Origin of the sequence: Bythopirellula polymerisocia (assembly GCF_007860015.1) — a bacterium.
In the GTDB taxonomy this organism is placed as follows: domain Bacteria; phylum Planctomycetota; class Planctomycetia; order Pirellulales; family Lacipirellulaceae; genus Bythopirellula; species Bythopirellula polymerisocia.
This window is the reverse complement of sequence record NZ_SJPS01000001.1, coordinates 1522240-1536755: the sequence shown is the minus strand read 5'-3', so window position 1 is coordinate 1536755 and position 14516 is coordinate 1522240. Positions and strand designations below refer to the sequence as shown.

At 53.7% G+C, this 14516-nt stretch carries 16 protein-coding genes and 1 tRNA gene; 3 read left to right on the top strand and 14 right to left on the bottom strand.

The features are described from left to right. Positions 1–83: 83 nt before the first annotated feature. Positions 84–1280 carry a fasciclin domain-containing protein gene (locus tag Pla144_RS25650; RefSeq protein ID WP_146448854.1) on the bottom strand — a complete coding sequence of 399 codons (1197 nt, stop codon included), beginning with the start codon at positions 1278–1280 and terminating at the stop codon, positions 84–86. A gap of 809 nt (positions 1281–2089) precedes the next feature. Here Pla144_RS25650 and Pla144_RS06190 point away from each other — a divergent pair. Then, positions 2090–3055 carry a sigma-70 family RNA polymerase sigma factor gene (locus tag Pla144_RS06190; protein WP_146448852.1) on the top strand — a complete coding sequence of 322 codons (966 nt, stop codon included), beginning with the start codon at positions 2090–2092 and terminating at the stop codon, positions 3053–3055. A gap of 489 nt (positions 3056–3544) precedes the next feature. Beyond that, positions 3545–3618: transfer RNA gene (locus Pla144_RS06185), tRNA-Arg, on the top strand. A 236-nt stretch (positions 3619–3854) separates the two neighbouring features. Here Pla144_RS06185 and Pla144_RS06180 read toward each other — a convergent pair. The 10 genes from Pla144_RS06180 to Pla144_RS06135 form a co-directional block, all read right to left on the bottom strand. Next, positions 3855–4544, bottom strand: a complete 690-nt coding sequence (locus tag Pla144_RS06180) for an aromatic aminobenezylarsenical efflux permease ArsG family transporter (protein WP_146448850.1) — start codon at positions 4542–4544, stop codon at positions 3855–3857. Beyond that, on the bottom strand, positions 4541–4999 hold the full coding sequence (locus tag Pla144_RS06175) for a nitrophenyl compound nitroreductase subunit ArsF family protein (protein WP_146448848.1): 459 nt from the start codon (positions 4997–4999) through the stop codon (positions 4541–4543). Before Pla144_RS06175 ends, Pla144_RS06180 begins: the two co-directional genes overlap by 4 nt. Before the next feature lie 34 nt (positions 5000–5033). Then, positions 5034–5516 carry a nitrophenyl compound nitroreductase subunit ArsF family protein gene (locus tag Pla144_RS06170; RefSeq protein ID WP_146448846.1) on the bottom strand — a complete coding sequence of 161 codons (483 nt, stop codon included), beginning with the start codon at positions 5514–5516 and terminating at the stop codon, positions 5034–5036. A 106-nt stretch (positions 5517–5622) separates the two neighbouring features. Further along, positions 5623–5859, bottom strand: a complete 237-nt coding sequence (locus Pla144_RS06165; RefSeq protein ID WP_146448844.1) for a thioredoxin family protein — start codon at positions 5857–5859, stop codon at positions 5623–5625. A gap of 26 nt (positions 5860–5885) precedes the next feature. Then, complete coding sequence (locus Pla144_RS06160; protein WP_146448842.1) at positions 5886–7274, bottom strand: permease; 1389 nt, start codon at positions 7272–7274, stop codon at positions 5886–5888. 74 nt (positions 7275–7348) lie between these two features. Further along, positions 7349–7672, bottom strand: coding sequence for an ArsR/SmtB family transcription factor (locus Pla144_RS06155; RefSeq protein WP_146448840.1), 324 nt, complete (start codon positions 7670–7672; stop codon positions 7349–7351). 110 nt (positions 7673–7782) lie between these two features. Further along, the gene (locus tag Pla144_RS06150) at positions 7783–8043 is read right to left on the bottom strand and encodes a hypothetical protein (RefSeq protein ID WP_146448838.1); all 261 of its coding nucleotides are present in this window, start codon (positions 8041–8043) and stop codon (positions 7783–7785) included. A 56-nt stretch (positions 8044–8099) separates the two neighbouring features. After that, entirely contained in the window at positions 8100–9212 is a 1113-nt protein-coding gene (gene arsB / locus Pla144_RS06145; RefSeq protein WP_146448836.1) for an ACR3 family arsenite efflux transporter, read from the bottom strand. Continuing rightward, the gene (locus tag Pla144_RS06140) at positions 9205–9642 is read right to left on the bottom strand and encodes an arsenate reductase ArsC (protein WP_146448834.1); all 438 of its coding nucleotides are present in this window, start codon (positions 9640–9642) and stop codon (positions 9205–9207) included. The genes arsB and Pla144_RS06140 overlap by 8 nt, the downstream gene beginning before the upstream one ends. After that, positions 9636–10172, bottom strand: a complete 537-nt coding sequence (locus tag Pla144_RS06135; RefSeq protein WP_197530413.1) for an ArsR/SmtB family transcription factor — start codon at positions 10170–10172, stop codon at positions 9636–9638. The genes Pla144_RS06140 and Pla144_RS06135 overlap by 7 nt, the downstream gene beginning before the upstream one ends. Positions 10173–10421: 249 nt before the next feature. Between Pla144_RS06135 and Pla144_RS06130 the strand changes: the two genes are divergently transcribed. Then, positions 10422–11540, top strand: coding sequence for a hypothetical protein (locus tag Pla144_RS06130; RefSeq protein WP_146448832.1), 1119 nt, complete (start codon positions 10422–10424; stop codon positions 11538–11540). Between the two features lie 342 nt (positions 11541–11882). Here the strand turns inward: Pla144_RS06130 and Pla144_RS06125 are convergent, their stop codons facing one another. The 3 genes from Pla144_RS06125 to Pla144_RS06115 form a co-directional block, all read right to left on the bottom strand. Beyond that, positions 11883–13199: an APC family permease gene (locus tag Pla144_RS06125; RefSeq protein WP_146448830.1), complete on the bottom strand. Its 1317-nt coding sequence runs from the start codon at positions 13197–13199 to the stop codon at positions 11883–11885. 18 nt (positions 13200–13217) lie between these two features. Then, the gene (locus Pla144_RS06120) at positions 13218–13397 is read right to left on the bottom strand and encodes an FAD-dependent oxidoreductase (RefSeq protein ID WP_146448828.1); all 180 of its coding nucleotides are present in this window, start codon (positions 13395–13397) and stop codon (positions 13218–13220) included. A 522-nt stretch (positions 13398–13919) separates the two neighbouring features. Further along, positions 13920–14357 carry a hypothetical protein gene (locus Pla144_RS06115; protein WP_146448826.1) on the bottom strand — a complete coding sequence of 146 codons (438 nt, stop codon included), beginning with the start codon at positions 14355–14357 and terminating at the stop codon, positions 13920–13922. Positions 14358–14516: the final 159 nt, after the last annotated feature.

Here is a 14516-nt window from a genome sequence, read left to right as displayed (position 1 = left end):
TCGGAACGGAAAAAGCCAGAAGCCGATTCCCGATCGAAATGCGACCAAGAAAGCGGCTTCTCTGGCTAAATCAGTAGTGCAAATTAGCGAGTCGATGCCTGCATGCTATTGTAGGCGGAGTCTAGGGCGTGCCGTAAGGTCCAAGCCTGGGTGTTGCTGCAACTGCAATGCTCTGCTTTGTTTACAGCTGTTTGCAGAGTGCGAGACACCGAAGTGCTCATGCCATGATCTTCCATCGATAACAGACTCTTAGCGGTGGTCATATAGACCTTGGCACACTCGTCTGCATGGCCAGCATTAAACAGCGGAGCTCCTTCTCGAATGGCAGTCTCAATCATTTGATGCGGCATTAAGGCAGCTTGCTTAGTATCTGAAGGCATGAGGACCGTGTCGATCACGTGGATCACGCCGTTACTGGCATCTAAATCAGTAGCTAAGAGCTTAGCATTGTTGACCATTGCCGCTCCACTTTGGACAGCAATACTAACAGACTGACCTTGTAGTGTCTTAGCCTCTCCAGCGGCTAGTGCATCTGTTGAGTATACGCGTCCAGCTACTACGTGATACTTGAGTATAGAGGCTAACTTGGCTTTGTTTTCTGGATTGAGTAAGGTCTCAATGGTCCCGGCTGGAAGTTTGGCGAATGCTTCGTCAGTCGGGGCGAATACTGTAAATGGGCCCTTGCCGGACAGAACTTCCACTAGGTCTGCCGCTTCGGCTGCGGCCAGCAAAGTTTTGAAGCTGCCTGCTTTGGCGGCCGTTGCCGGAATATTGTCGACTGCAGGTAAAATAACCTGATCGATGACGTGAATAACGCCGTTTGTACAATCAATGTCGGTCTTCAGGACTGTAGCATTGTCAACGCTAACTTTTCCGTCAGCTACCAGAATATCGACTTGTTGGCCATTAAGAGTTTGGGCTCCGCTGAGCTTCACCACGTCGGACGCACCTACTTTGCCTTTGACGACGTGATAAGTCAGCACGTCGATCAGTTGTTGCTTATTCTCTGGTTTCAGCAGTGATTCCACCGTGCCTTTGGGCAACTTGGCAAATGCTTCATCGGTCGGTGCGAAGACTGTGTAAGGTCCTTTGCCTTTTAACGCCCCGACTAGGTCAGCAGCCTGCAAGGCTGCGGCTAGCGTTTTGAAAGAGCCAGCTCCGACCGCCGTGTCGACAATATCTTGCGTGGCGGCGTCGGTTGTAACAGCACGGGCACTGGTTGCGGCGAACGCGAAGGCCAAGCCAACGCACAAAACGCTTGTTCTTGAATACTTACCCATTTTCTTTTTTCCTATTCAGGGAAAGGTAGTTAGTGGACTGAAGTCACGATAATTCAGCGAGTTTCGACGCTTGGCCAAGACTGATCAAAACTTCTCTGGTATTAAAGAAGCGAAAGGCCAGCTGACAACCCTAGGGCGATAAATTTCAATCGTTAATTGAAGTCAGCGACTTCTGAGACAACCCATTTAACTCACGAAAGACAGCTGCAAAAACCTCGTCGCAAGTTTCTCTATTGCAGTGCTCGGCCAAGTCTAGATCGATCGCAATCCGGCAACAGCAAGGTTTGTCACCGTTTAGCACTGCGGCAAACAATAGGTGACGGGACAGCTCAACATCTCTTATGGTCTGTCCACTAATTGGCGGCAGCCCCATTGCTTCTAGGGGAGCAAGCCGGTATTTGCCGTCTCGCAGATACTCGATCATCCTCGACAACGTGATTGGCCGGTGCCCTCCCCTCCAGCCGTCTATTGCGACGAAATGACTCCTTTGTCGCACCAACGCTTGACTGAAGACTTGAGGACGTCGAAGACTCTGGCAACCTTTATTGAAGTGAGTAGTTCTCTCAAGAAACAGGCAAGAATGAACGTTAAGAATGAATTTTATCAGGGATTAGTATCGATCCCAAGTACAACAATCTTAGAATCATGTCGTTTTTTAACAGATAAATTGCGTAACTTCCTACCACCAAAGAGTTTGCGCCGGATCTCCCTTTCCTGAACGATTTGAACGATTTATGTATTGCCTCCGCTGATCGCAAGCGATATAACTCAATGACCGTTTTGAACGATTTTATCTACGGAGTTGATTCATGGCCGCTCTGACCGTCATCGCAAAGCAAAAATCACCCATTCCTAGGCAGCGGGACCACCGCGAATCTGATCGGCTTCGCGCGATTGATCTTTTGCGGTTAGAAATCGATTTTATTCCCAACCGTGAATTTCATGCTGAGGATACGTTTTGTGATGAACTAGTGACATCTGCGCTGGATACAGATAGTGGCCCCAGTCAAGTAGGTGTCGACTTACCAGCCCACCTTAGGCGGATGTGTAATTGCGATTTGCTCACTCCTGATCAAGAGCGAGCCCTGTTTCGTGAGATGAATCTCTTGAAATATCGCGCCCACTTGCTACTCTGCCGCATCGATCCGGAACAAGTCGAAGCGACCGTTCTGGATAAGCTCGAATCGCTCTTAGCTCAGTCTCAGCAGATTCGCGATCACCTCATCAAGGCAAACATGCGTCTGGTGATGTCAATTGTGAAGAAATTCGTGACCCCACAACATTCATTCGACGATTTGCTTAGCGAGGGTGTTGTCACACTGATGAAGGCCGTGGAGAAGTTTGACTTCGACCGTGGATTTCGCTTCAGTACCTACGCGTATCGCTCCATCATGCGACACGTCTATCGCACAGTGAGTCTCGCACAAATGGAAGAAGCTACCTTCACGAGGGATGCCGAAGAGTGGGCTTTCGAAGCTGGTAAGACACAATCGGGCTCTTCTATGAGTGAACAGGTCTGGAGCAATCTCCGTGTGTTGATGACCACCCTGCTTGACCAACTCGACCGTCGCGAACGATTTATCATCCGCAGTCGGTATGCGCTAGGTTCTCATCGCAAGGTACGAACATTTCAATACTTGGCCGACAAGTTAGGCGTATCAAAGGAGCGAGTCAGACAACTCGAAAGCAGAGCCGTCTCGAAATTACAGACGCTTGCTGCGGAGTCTACAAATGACGATTTTTGGGCGGCTGCCATGGTCTGGGAAACTGCCTAGCGCTAAATTCAAAGATAATCTTCATGAACGAGGTTTTTGGATAGCGACTGAAACTCTGCGACCCCCGAAGAAGCACTCACTTGGCACAACCCTCTAGGTGCTCTGGAACGATTGATTCCACCTTGGGAACCGGTCAAGATATAGGAAAGCGGCGGATAATTGACTTGGATTAGAGACCCCGTGGCCGTACCAGGAGCACGCATATTTTCGAGAATACGCAGTCAACCGCACACCTGCGTCCCAAGAGCAGGCATCACCCACCGCCGCTTCTCGCAAACGGGGAAAACCCCTTCGACCCCAATCGCTTCCGGATATGTCGAGCAAGATGCGGTGCAAATGTATTACGATAACCAGCCGAAATCGTCTAAAACCTGTGATCTGGGGACGATTTGGTAGACCGAGAGTCGGCTCCGAGCCGACAGCTCAGCCGCTCCAAGCCATTACCAAAGATCGCCGAATACGCTATTATTATGGGGCCAAATGCAATCCGTCCCCGTAGCTCAACTGGATAGAGTGTCGGCCTCCGAAGCCGAAGGTTAGTGGTTCGAATCCACTCGGGGATATTTGACCTAACTACCCCCGAAATAAGAGTTTCTGTTACCTGTCGACGTTCGACAGTGCGGCGTTTCCCAAGCTTCCAAAACGGTAAATACCGTTTTTGGATTTTGCAAAGGAGAACCGCATCAAGCCCTGGTCGAACAATCATCTCCCCGAGTACCGTAAACATCCTTCAAGCGGGCAAGCGGTCGTGAATCTCAAAGGTCGAGACTTCTTTCTCGGTCCACATGGCACCAACCCGTCATGCAGTGCCTTGAAACAGTGATTGGACTGTTAGCCACAATCCTACCAATAAGATCACCCACCCTGTCGCATTGCGAGCCCACCACTCAACCTTGCCCACTATGTTGAACGCTTTGCCAAGTACCTGCGATCCCATCGCGATCAGTGCTGCGAAGACAAAAACTGGCAGCGCAGTCCCCACTCCGTAGAGAAGTGGTAGAGTGACGGTCGAACCGGCGTTGACAGAAGCCATGACGTTTCCGAAGAACAATGCGGCCGATGTGGGGCAGAAGGCAAGAGCGAACAAGGCTCCCAGCAGCAGCGAGCCCCAGATGCCCATAGCGTCAATGCGTTGCTTGAGCCCTTCAGAGACGCCTCGTCCCCCAATATCTATCTTGATCAGCCCCACCAGGAACATGCCAACCAACACTAACATCGGTCCTAGCAGCAAGTGCATGTATTTTTGGAGAAACAGAGACACTTGCGGCACTGACAACGCGGTACCGACCAAAATAAATGCCAATCCTAGATAGACTGCCATGCGCCCTACTGTATAGAGGAGGCCGGCGAGGAGCACATGAGGCGTACTTTCGACACGACGACTGATGTAGCTGATCGCCGCGATGTTCGTCGCCAGCGGGCATGGGCTGATCGAAGTGAGCACTCCCAGCCAAAGTGCCGACATGGCTGCCATAGAATATTCAGTCATTCCTTCGACTCCGCTGCTTTTCTAGTTTGCTTCAAGTATTTTGTCACGCCGTCCTGAACGTACGCCTGAAATTCTTCAGGTTTGCCCACCAGCTGCCAGATTGTTGGCATCGAAGTAGCTCGTACAACCTCGCCGTCAAAGACGTTTGAAAGCACGAGGGTCGGTGTATTGATCCCGTACTGTTTGACTAGCTTTGTATTCTTCTTGTCCTGGAAATCGACCAGTCGGTATTCGACGACTCTCGTCTTGATTTCCTTGGGAAAGCCTCTGCGAATCGCTTCCTCGGCTAGCGCGCCGATGCGTTTGCAGGTAGGACATCTTTGGGTGCGGTGAAAATATATGGCAATCACCTGGTGTGCGGGCGGCTCGACCTCTTTCTCAATAGCCGGCTTCGTTTCCACTATGGCTGTTGCCAACGTCGCAGCGACCGTGAGTATGCTTAAGAATCCTGTCATTTCATTATTCTCCATTTTGTTGCAGCAAAAAAAGTCAACCTTCAGTATCGTCTAGCATCTCTTGTGTCTGGCTTTGAACGTAGCCCACAAAAGCCTCCTTGTCGCCGACAAGCTCCCAGACCCGCATGAGGTTGCGCCAGTCTGTCTGCTTGCCCTGCGAGAACCTCACCAAGACCACCGTTGACGAGACGACCTCATAATCTGTAGCGAAGTGAGTATTGTCGGGCATCTCGTAGTTCACTACCTGCCAGCTGATTGACTCCGAATCCAATTCCTTAGAGAAGCCGGACTGAATTGCTTCATGGGCATAGGCTTCGATATTGCGGCAGGTAGGGCAGCGAGTTTCGCCATGAAAGTAATACACCACAATACCGTTGGCAGGTGGCGGAGCATCTCCAGTTGTATTCGTTGCCATACTAGCCGAAGAGCTCTTGTCGGCTTCTTTCAATACGATCGTCGCGATGGCCCCGATCACAAAGAGTAGCAAGGTGATCGCGAGCAAATTCTTGGCTGTCATGATTTCAGTTCCTTTCAACAAAGGGCTGCGGCCAACTTCTGTCCATCAACAGGGCAAGCTTGGATTGGCTTACACTGCTGTTCGTGCCCACTACACCCAAAAGTGTTCAATGGGGCAGAACTGCCATGATTTCTTCGGGCGAGGCGACTTTGCCTACGATTTTTACTTCGCCATCGATGACCAGTGCCGGTGTGCTCATCACACCGAACTGAACAATTTCGTTAATGTCTTCGACTTTCTGTACGTCCGCCTCGACGCGCATTTCTTTCAAGGCTGCCTCGACGTTTTCCTTAAGTCTTATGCATTTCTTGCAGCCGGTTCCGAGTATTTTAATGCTGGTCATAGTTCGGTCCTTTCTCCGTTGGTTCATTAGGGAGCATTGACGACCACGGCTATCGGTGTGGTGGTGGTGTGAACGGGATACATCGCCCCGTAGCCCATGCCGGCGATGGTCGCCATGACGACGACAAGTCCGACGAAAACGGCAGTCTTGCCGTCTCCGATGACCTTGCGGATGACTAGAATGCTCGGCAGCGATAGGGCAGGTCCAGCCAATAACAGCGCGAGGGCTGGCCCACTCGCCATACCGGCCTTCATTAGGGCTTCAAGAATTGGAACCTCTGTGAGAGTTGCAAAGTAAAACAGGCAGCCGACCACCGAAGCAATCAGATTCGACGTCAGACTGTTGTCACCCATCAGAGCAGCAACCTGCTTTTCAGGGACCAGCGCACCGAGGAAACCGACCACGAAGACGCCACCAAACAAGAGCGGCACTAGCAGCTTGGAAAATTCCCAGGTGTTTCCCATCCACTCACCGAATTCCGCACGGTCGAGCCACACTAGACTCATGACCGCCACCAGCACTCCCATCGCACCGGCCAGATACCAGCGGACGTGGTGAATGCGGGTCACCCAAGTGTCAACGTCTTCGATCTGAGTAATTTCTGACTTCCCTAGTCGTATGACTTCGGAGGCCTCGTGCCCCAGGACGGCCTCTTGGAGCCGAAGGTCGTAGCTTGTTTCTGTTTCGTATTGCAGAGTTGCCGGGAATTTTGTGCCGTCCGCGAGCTGCACCTGCTTGTCGCCCGGATTGAACCAATCGCTAAAAATCAGGAAGGCCAGCATGGCAGCAAGCAACGTGGCACTCTGCCAAAGAGGACGCTTTGTGGCTGGCGGGTCAGGCAGGGCGAGAGTCGCCTGGTTACGGTCGTCTTCGCTACGGCGGAACAGAAGGGCCATCAGCAGCCCGATGATCACCCCGAAAACCATGGCACCAATGACCCGAGCTACTCCAAGTTCAAAACCAAGCACACGGGCTGTCAGAAAGATCGCTAGCACGTTGATTGCCGGCCCGGCATACAGAAAGCAAGCCGCTGGGCCTAAGCCCGCCCCAATTCGGTAGATGCCAGCGAACATCGGCAGCACGCTACACGAGCAAACGGCCAGCACGGTTCCAGAGACCGAAGCCACAGAATACGCCTCGGTCTTACTCGCTTTAGGGCCAAGATGCTTGAGGACCGACTCCTTGGAGAGGAATGTGGTTATCGCACCAGCAATGAACAGGGCAGGTACGACGCACGCCAGCGTGTGGTTGCGGGCGTACCATTGCAGTAGCACAAACGCCTCCACAATGGCGCCTGTCACCTTAGCAGCGTTAGGATTGGCGTCGGCCGAGAACTGGGGCGTAGCCAGGGGGACGAAATAGGCGAACAGAAATATCGCCAAAAACGCTGCAAAGATCTTCCACTCGCGGATCATTTTGCCACCTTACCTTTGTTTATTTGGTCAAACATGCAACTATTGGGCCAAATAAAACTCTTCTCTCTTTGTTGCTACGAAAGCACCTTTAACTGGTCGTCAGCCTGGCACTTCACTACCGACTCAATGCAGCCGAACAGGCTCGTGAGACACTTCACCCGCAGGCGATAAAAGACCATTTGACCATGCTTCTCGCTCTCGACGATGCCAGCATTCTTGAGTTGTGCCAAGTGGCGTGAAACGGTCGACATATCGCTCCCTATCGACTCAGTTAAGTCACAAACGCACACCTCATCGTGCTCAGAGAGCACATCGACTAGCTTGAGCCTTGCCGGGTGAGCTAGCGCCTTGAGCACCTTGGCTCGTGTTTCGTATTTCGCTTTTTCGGCTCGGTTCATTGTTCTCTCATCGAAATTTGGTTATTTTCGACTGTAGCCAAATAAGTCAGAGAAGTCAAGTAAGGTGCCCGCGCGATTTGGCTAACCCACGGTGCATCGCTACCAATCGGCTATTCAAAAACAATGACTGACTCCAGGGCCATTTTGCCCATGCAGAGTTTGTAGCAATGCTCAAACTCGGGGCATTTCAGGCAGTCGTCCCATTCTTCGATGTTCGCCGAAAACTTGCGGGCTGTGCGAACTGCGCCCATCCCAACTGTGCTATCAAGTTCAAACGTGAACACCTTTCCCTTGCTAGGCTTGTTGTCGTGGAAGTGCAATGCGTCGGGAAACATCGTCCCATAGCACTCTTTGTGTTCTTGAGCTTCCATGTTTCGTCTCCTTTGAAATAGAGGTAAGGAAATGTCTAATCGACGGTACGAACACCTTACGATTCACTTGAACTCACAGAAGATGCCGATGGGCTACTGCCGAATAGCTTCCGTTGAAATCGCAGGGCCACATTTACCAAGCCAATCATCACCGGCACCTCGACCAACGGACCAATAACAGCGGCAAACGCTGCGCCAGAATTGATGCCGAATACTGCGATGGCCACCGCTATCGCCAATTCAAAATTATTGCTCGCGGCCGTGAAGGCCAGTGTCGTCGTCTTGGAGTAGTCCGCCCCAATCTGCCGGCCCATGAAGAAGCTCACCAAGAACATTACTACAAAGTAAATCAGCAGTGGCACAGCGATCAGTAGTACGTCGTAAGGGATGCGGACAATCTGGTCTCCCTTGAGGCTGAACATTACAAGGATCGTGAACAATAGCGCCACTAGCGTCAGTGGACTAATCTTTGGAATGAATACCTGCTCGTACCACTCACGGCCCTTCTTCTTGAGAAGTACGAAACGCGTGACCATCCCTGCCAAGAAAGGAATGCCGAGGTAGATGAATACACTCTCGGCGATCTGCCCCATGCTAACCTGGACGACGCTTCCTTCGAGACCCAGTAGCGGGGGCAGCCAGGTAATAAACACCCAGGCATAGACGCTATAGAACAAAACTTGAAAGACGCTGTTTAAGGCGACCAAGCCAGCGGCATATTCGGTGTCGCCCTTGGCTAGATCATTCCAAACGATAACCATGGCGATGCAGCGAGCTAGGCCGATGAGAATGAGCCCCGTCATGTACTCTGGGTAGTCCCGCAGAAAGACGACAGCTAGTGCAAACATGAGCACTGGGCCGATCAACCAGTTTTGGACCAGAGACAACCCGAGTATTTTCCAGTTACGAAAGACGTCGCCCAATTCTTCATACTTCACCTTTGCCAAGGGCGGGTACATCATCAGAATCAACCCGATGGCGATTGGGATGTTCGTCGTGCCGACCTGAAACTGGTTGATAATTCCCTCGATACCAGGCAGAAAGTAACCAGCCGCGACACCGACAGCCATTGCCAGAAATATCCAGAGCGTAAGAAATCGGTCAAGAAATCCTAGCCTGCCATTCGGGCAACCAAGCGACTCACTTTCGGTAGGCGTGGCTTCATCCATGATTTGTACTCTCCAAGATGTTAGGGAGCGATGCCACATAATCGCAGATTTCATCGCGGACACGTCGGTAATGAGCAAGGCCCTCTTCTTCATTGGCAGCATCTCGGGCAAGCCGCGGCGGGTCGTCGAAGGGTTGATGAACTATTTTTGCGTTGCCGCGAAAGACAGGGCAGGACTCGGCCGCGTTGTCGCACACGGTTACCACGTAGTCGAACGCGACTTCGGCCAGTTCATCGACGTGCTTCGAGTGCTGGGACGTAATGTCCACGCCCGCTTCGCCCATGACGGCAACCGCATTCGGATTCATCCCGTGCGTCGCCACGCCCGCCGAGTAGGCGTCGATGACATCACCCTTTAGATGACGAGCCCAGCCCTCGGCCATCTGGCTGCGGCAGGAGTTACCAGTGCATAGAAATAGGACTTTTAGCATCTGCAGTTGGCCTGCATTCGACAAAGTTCTTCGGGTTCAATCTTGAGCACGGCCTTGAGCTGTTGCTGGTCGGCCTTGCCTTGCTTATCTTGCTTCAGGCTGGCGAGCACCAATTCGAGAGCCTGCAACGCTTCGGACGGAGCGTCGTCTTCAGCGAGCCGGAAGTATGCCCAGCGTCCTTCCTTGCGTGACTCGACAAGCCTCGCTTGGTGCAGAATCGACATGTGCTTCGACACGGTCGACGGGGCCAGCCCGAGCACCTCGATGATCTGGCACAGGCACAGCTCCCGCCCGCGAAGAAGGGCAATGGCCCGCAGGCGGTTCTCGTCCGCCAGAGCTTTTGTGATCGCCAACAGGTCTCGCATCCCGGTCTCACCAATATTATATTTCGCCATATATCGAAATATATACCCAGCCCGCGGCGGCGTCAACACTCGCAACGCTACTGCGGAGGCGAGGAACACTCCGATGTCAGTTTGAAAATGGCCTAATTGCATGAAATTTGGAGAATTCTCCGCGAGTTGGCTCACAGACCTAGCTGCAGAGGTCTTCCAACAGAGATTACACCTCATGCAGTTGACGGGCCACGCCAGAATGCATGATGATGAATTGAATTGCCATCTGGGCTTCTCCAGCGAGGAGATTTGTTAAGATGATCATCGGTTGATCATCGCTTCCGCGATGACCTGTCCAACGGATCGATACTAAAACGGGCCCTGACAGGAGGCTGCAAGCTTGAGTGAGTACCAATTCCTCGTGTTTCGAGCGGCGATCGTCCCTTGACGGATCGTGACTTGGCCTACGCCCGGAAGCAGTCGTCACGAGCAGAAATCACGCGATGGTATTTCGAGAACGAATATTACTTCGGTGACTTTCACGGCGATGCGAACGGCTTGCTGCGACACGGTTACGACGTCCATTTGCACTACGCCAACTTCGGCGTTCGCAAGATTGCGATCCACTTGCCGGCTGGCTTGCCGTTCCCAAAGGCGGTTTGGTCACACTACATCGCCGGAGAATTGACCTGGAAGCAGGAGTCCAAGGGCAAGGGCGGAATTTTGACCCTCGAACCGATTCACGAATCGGGAGAGCTTGAAGAAGTGTGGTCGCCGGGTGAGTATTTGGACGAGGTCGTTGAAATTCGGACCCGATTGCTCGCCGGTGACACGCGTGCGTTGTATCTTCTCTGGCTTTGTGCAGTGCTGGACAACCAATCCACTTCGCCCGACATCATTGAGCCACCGGTGCCTGGAGGTCTTGCTGAGTGCTTGGGACCTTTCGGTCCGGTGATGGAGTTCTTCGGTCTTGATCCCGTGATTCTGCTTGCGGCCGCTGAGGGTGCGCCGCCTTCGCCAGTGCAGGAGGATCACCAGCAATGTTGTGATGCGTGGATTGACGCACTCAGCCAGCCTGAATCTAAACGGCTGTTGCGCAAATTACTTGCCGAGGATGCCGCTGTCGTCAAATCAGAAATGCTTGCCGCGATCCGTGTTTTTGCGCCGAATTCGGGTTGGCCCAACGTTACCTTGGGGCGCACGATCGGTGAATTGCTCGAACGGACCGTCGTCCTGCGCGCTGAGCAAGAGGCGAAGGAACGAGAGAAACGTGAAGCGGCCGCGCGGCGCAAAGCCTTGAAGCAGGAACGCGAGCGACAAGACCGAATGAAGCAGATGGTCAATGCGCCCCAGAAATGGCTTCGCGAGGCGGACAAACTCGTCGACGCGCGCGGCACCCAGAACTACAAAGCGGCCGCCGAGATTCTGGCGGACCTTCGCGACGCCGTCGGTGGTGACGAAGGAGCCCAGATCACTTGCAGGCATGCTGCTCACCTTGCGAAGAAACATCCGACCCTGACTCACCTCAAGTCGTCGCTTCGCAAGCGAGGGCTGTTGCAGTAACGAGATGACTCAGAATCGTGGTCGCTGTGAAACTCTACCGCGACGGCACCATGCCGTCGGCACATGCTTCCCTTCACGGTTACGCCAGCCGATGGCCTCAAGCGGCTTCCTGCTGAATCTCCTGTCACTTTTAGGAAAAGTCAGGCAGCCGCTTAGCTTCACACTTCTCCCATTTTATCCCCAATTCCGCAAGGAATCTGCGTCCAAGAAATGGGGCGAACTCGCTGAAACTGATGCATCCAGCGCGAGTTTGAGTAGCGGAGAAGTGCGGGCGGTGTCAGCACCGCTTGCAGGTAGCGAAATCGGCTTTTGCGGCGCAGGAATGACAGGCAATGTTGCGATTCAAGGAGCTTCGCCGAAGTCCGACGCCTCGTGCAAACGGATCTCCCGTTTCGCCAGCCGGTAACCGCCTTCGATCGTCACCGCCAAGGCGACCATGGCGGCCAGCACCCACAACTTTGTGGGCGCGGTCCTCGTTGTGTGCCAAACCAATGCGCCCAAGGCGGCCAGACATGCGACGGCTCCCGCTACCGAAATCCAGCCTTGGCTGCTCGTTCGTTGTGCGTGTTGTGCGTTGGCGGTGTTCACTGCCGCGAAGATCAACAGAAACCCGGCGCTGCCCAGTGTAGAGATGCTGGTCAGGTCAAAGACGTTGGCCACAAATAGCGTTAGTACGGCGGTGATCAAGAGTCCTTCCAGCGGCTCACCCCAGACTTTTCGCTCCAGCATGGCCGGCAATTCGCCGTCGCGCGCGATGCAGTAACTCAACCGCGCCGCGCCGTAGAGCGTGGCATTGATCGCGGAGGCCGTGGACAACATCGCCGCCACCGCGATCAGCGTAAAGCCGGGCTTCCCGAGAAAGGGTCGAGCCGCTTCCGCCAAGGCGTAGTCCTCGGCCGCGACAATCTTGTCCACAGTGAGATTGCCGACGGTGACGAGCGCGACCAGCACGTACAAGGCGATTACAAACCCAACCGCGGTGTAATAGGCACGCGGCAATGTCCGAGCCACATCCCGCACGTCGTGAGCAGTGTTGGCGATCAACTCGAACCCTTCGTAGGCCAGAAAGATGATCATCCCGCCCGCCACTAACTGAAGCGGTGGCGACCACGAACCGGGCACGATTTGCGCCGTCTTGATGCCGGTCAAGCCGACGCCGACGAACAACAACAGGATCGCTACTTTTAATCCCACGATCCAGTTTTCAGCCTTGCCGATCAACTCGGCACTCAGTAGGTTCAGGCCCGCAATCAAGATGACGCTGAGACTGATCAGCACGTGTTTGCCGACCCCCTGCCACGTCTCCGGCAAGAACGTTGCACCGTAACTGCCAAACGCCAGAGCATACAGCGACAGCATGACCACGTAACTCAGCCACAACAACACGTTCAAACTGCCGGTGATCATGCCGGCACCGAACGCGCGGTCAAGGAATGCCACCGTTCCACCGCGACTCGGATAAGCAACCGACAGCTTCGCGTAGGAGTATGTCGTTAGCAGCGCCACCGCTCCCGCCACCGCAAAGGCCACAGGCGTGCCGCCGTGAGCCAATTGCACCGCCAATCCGAGCACTGCAAAAATCCCGCCGCCGACCATCCCGCCGACGCCGATGGCAACCACTCCCCAGAACCCAATTTTGCCATCGCCGGTTTTGCTCATTTACTAGCTACCACTTCTTCACCGAGACGCCGCTCGTCGCGTACTACGGAAAAAGTCACCGGCCTCGGCATTGGCCTCGTAGATCGATACCAGGTAACCTCGCCGCGCCAATTCATGTGCGACCGTCAAGCCAGCGATTCCAGCGCCAATGACCGCGACTCGCTTAGGAAGATGCATCTCGGGGGCTGCCACGGGCATTGTTGGTTCTTAGAAAGTTAGCTTGTTTCACGCAAAACACCTGGGGATTCTATCATAAAGATAGGCAACATGTGATCCAGGCAAGCAAGTTGGGCACCAAGAAGTGCTTTGATTCCTACTAGCGGGGCTACTCGACCCAAGGCGTCAGCGATCGAGAAGCCTCAACAAACCACCGTTTTCCGGGTTCCGGTTCGGGAACGTGACGTTCGAAGAGTGGACACACACAGGCCGACTTTGGTCGCGAGCGAAATCTGCTTCGGTCGCCTCGACCGCCGCAGTTCGCCGATTTCCAAACTGACCGAAGATGGACCACCCGATTGGAGTTGCGCTCGACGCGAACTCGCATAGGTCTCGACTTTGAATTCACACCTCAGTGACGCGGTTCACCGAACGTGAGGCACCTGAGGAGTATCAACCTCCGTTGCGAGCGCCAACATTAGCACCCCACTCTGCTAAACTCGCCGGGCGCTGGTTGCTTACCATCGCTCTCCTATTCGCAATCTACGGTCAAGCCCATGTCGACTATCGCTTCTTCAGTTGATAAGGTCCACTCAGAGTCTTACAACGTCCACAAACCCGCTTGCCCGCTGATTTCAATGGTGGACCCCAATCGCCGAGCCTTCCGCAGACCGCGCCGCCGTCCTCCGACTTCACTGGCACCCAATGCACCGCCTTCCCCATGCGAACCAAAGTTCGTAGTTCACAGACTTTTGATCGAACTCGTTTCTTGCTGGGTTTATAGACCTTCGCGTAAGCCTTCACGTCTGGCTCGTAGTAGACTTGGATGCCCGTTCCACCGCACATCTTGAGGCTGCGAATCTTTGGTATGCCCGGCACGCCCTTCGCCGCGCGGGCGATGTTCGTCGGTGGCACTCCGTGCTTCTGCGCAACGGCATTCAATGTCCAATATTTTCCAATTTCTGACTGCGTCAGTGGGGTCTTTATCTTTTGCTTGCTCATCTTTACTGCCTGAATTCGGTTGACTGCACCTAACGCATTCTACTCCGCCAGCAAAGAAAAGCGACCCGTAAAATTTTTCGAAGCCGTCCCACAGGGTCACGACTCAATCTAGCGAAGAACGGCACATTGAATCCTACTCGGGAACCGCACTTTTACGCA

What these genes read in the sequence shown, in the direction of transcription:
- Pla144_RS25650 (WP_146448854.1), bottom strand. Translation starts at nt 1,280, where the DNA reads ATGGGTAAGTATTCAAGAACAAGCGTTTTGTGCGTTGGCTTGGCCTTC.
- Pla144_RS06190 (WP_146448852.1), top strand. Translation starts at nt 2,090, where the DNA reads ATGGCCGCTCTGACCGTCATCGCAAAGCAAAAATCACCCATTCCTAGG.
- Pla144_RS06180 (WP_146448850.1), bottom strand. Translation starts at nt 4,544, where the DNA reads ATGACTGAATATTCTATGGCAGCCATGTCGGCACTTTGGCTGGGAGTG.
- Pla144_RS06175 (WP_146448848.1), bottom strand. Translation starts at nt 4,999, where the DNA reads ATGACAGGATTCTTAAGCATACTCACGGTCGCTGCGACGTTGGCAACA.
- Pla144_RS06170 (WP_146448846.1), bottom strand. Translation starts at nt 5,516, where the DNA reads ATGACAGCCAAGAATTTGCTCGCGATCACCTTGCTACTCTTTGTGATC.
- Pla144_RS06165 (WP_146448844.1), bottom strand. Translation starts at nt 5,859, where the DNA reads ATGACCAGCATTAAAATACTCGGAACCGGCTGCAAGAAATGCATAAGA.
- Pla144_RS06160 (WP_146448842.1), bottom strand. Translation starts at nt 7,274, where the DNA reads ATGATCCGCGAGTGGAAGATCTTTGCAGCGTTTTTGGCGATATTTCTG.
- Pla144_RS06155 (WP_146448840.1), bottom strand. Translation starts at nt 7,672, where the DNA reads ATGAACCGAGCCGAAAAAGCGAAATACGAAACACGAGCCAAGGTGCTC.
- Pla144_RS06150 (WP_146448838.1), bottom strand. Translation starts at nt 8,043, where the DNA reads ATGGAAGCTCAAGAACACAAAGAGTGCTATGGGACGATGTTTCCCGAC.
- arsB (WP_146448836.1), bottom strand. Translation starts at nt 9,212, where the DNA reads ATGGATGAAGCCACGCCTACCGAAAGTGAGTCGCTTGGTTGCCCGAAT.
- Pla144_RS06140 (WP_146448834.1), bottom strand. Translation starts at nt 9,642, where the DNA reads ATGCTAAAAGTCCTATTTCTATGCACTGGTAACTCCTGCCGCAGCCAG.
- Pla144_RS06125 (WP_146448830.1), bottom strand. Translation starts at nt 13,199, where the DNA reads ATGAGCAAAACCGGCGATGGCAAAATTGGGTTCTGGGGAGTGGTTGCC.
- Pla144_RS06120 (WP_146448828.1), bottom strand. Translation starts at nt 13,397, where the DNA reads ATGCCCGTGGCAGCCCCCGAGATGCATCTTCCTAAGCGAGTCGCGGTC.
- Pla144_RS06115 (WP_146448826.1), bottom strand. Translation starts at nt 14,357, where the DNA reads ATGAGCAAGCAAAAGATAAAGACCCCACTGACGCAGTCAGAAATTGGA.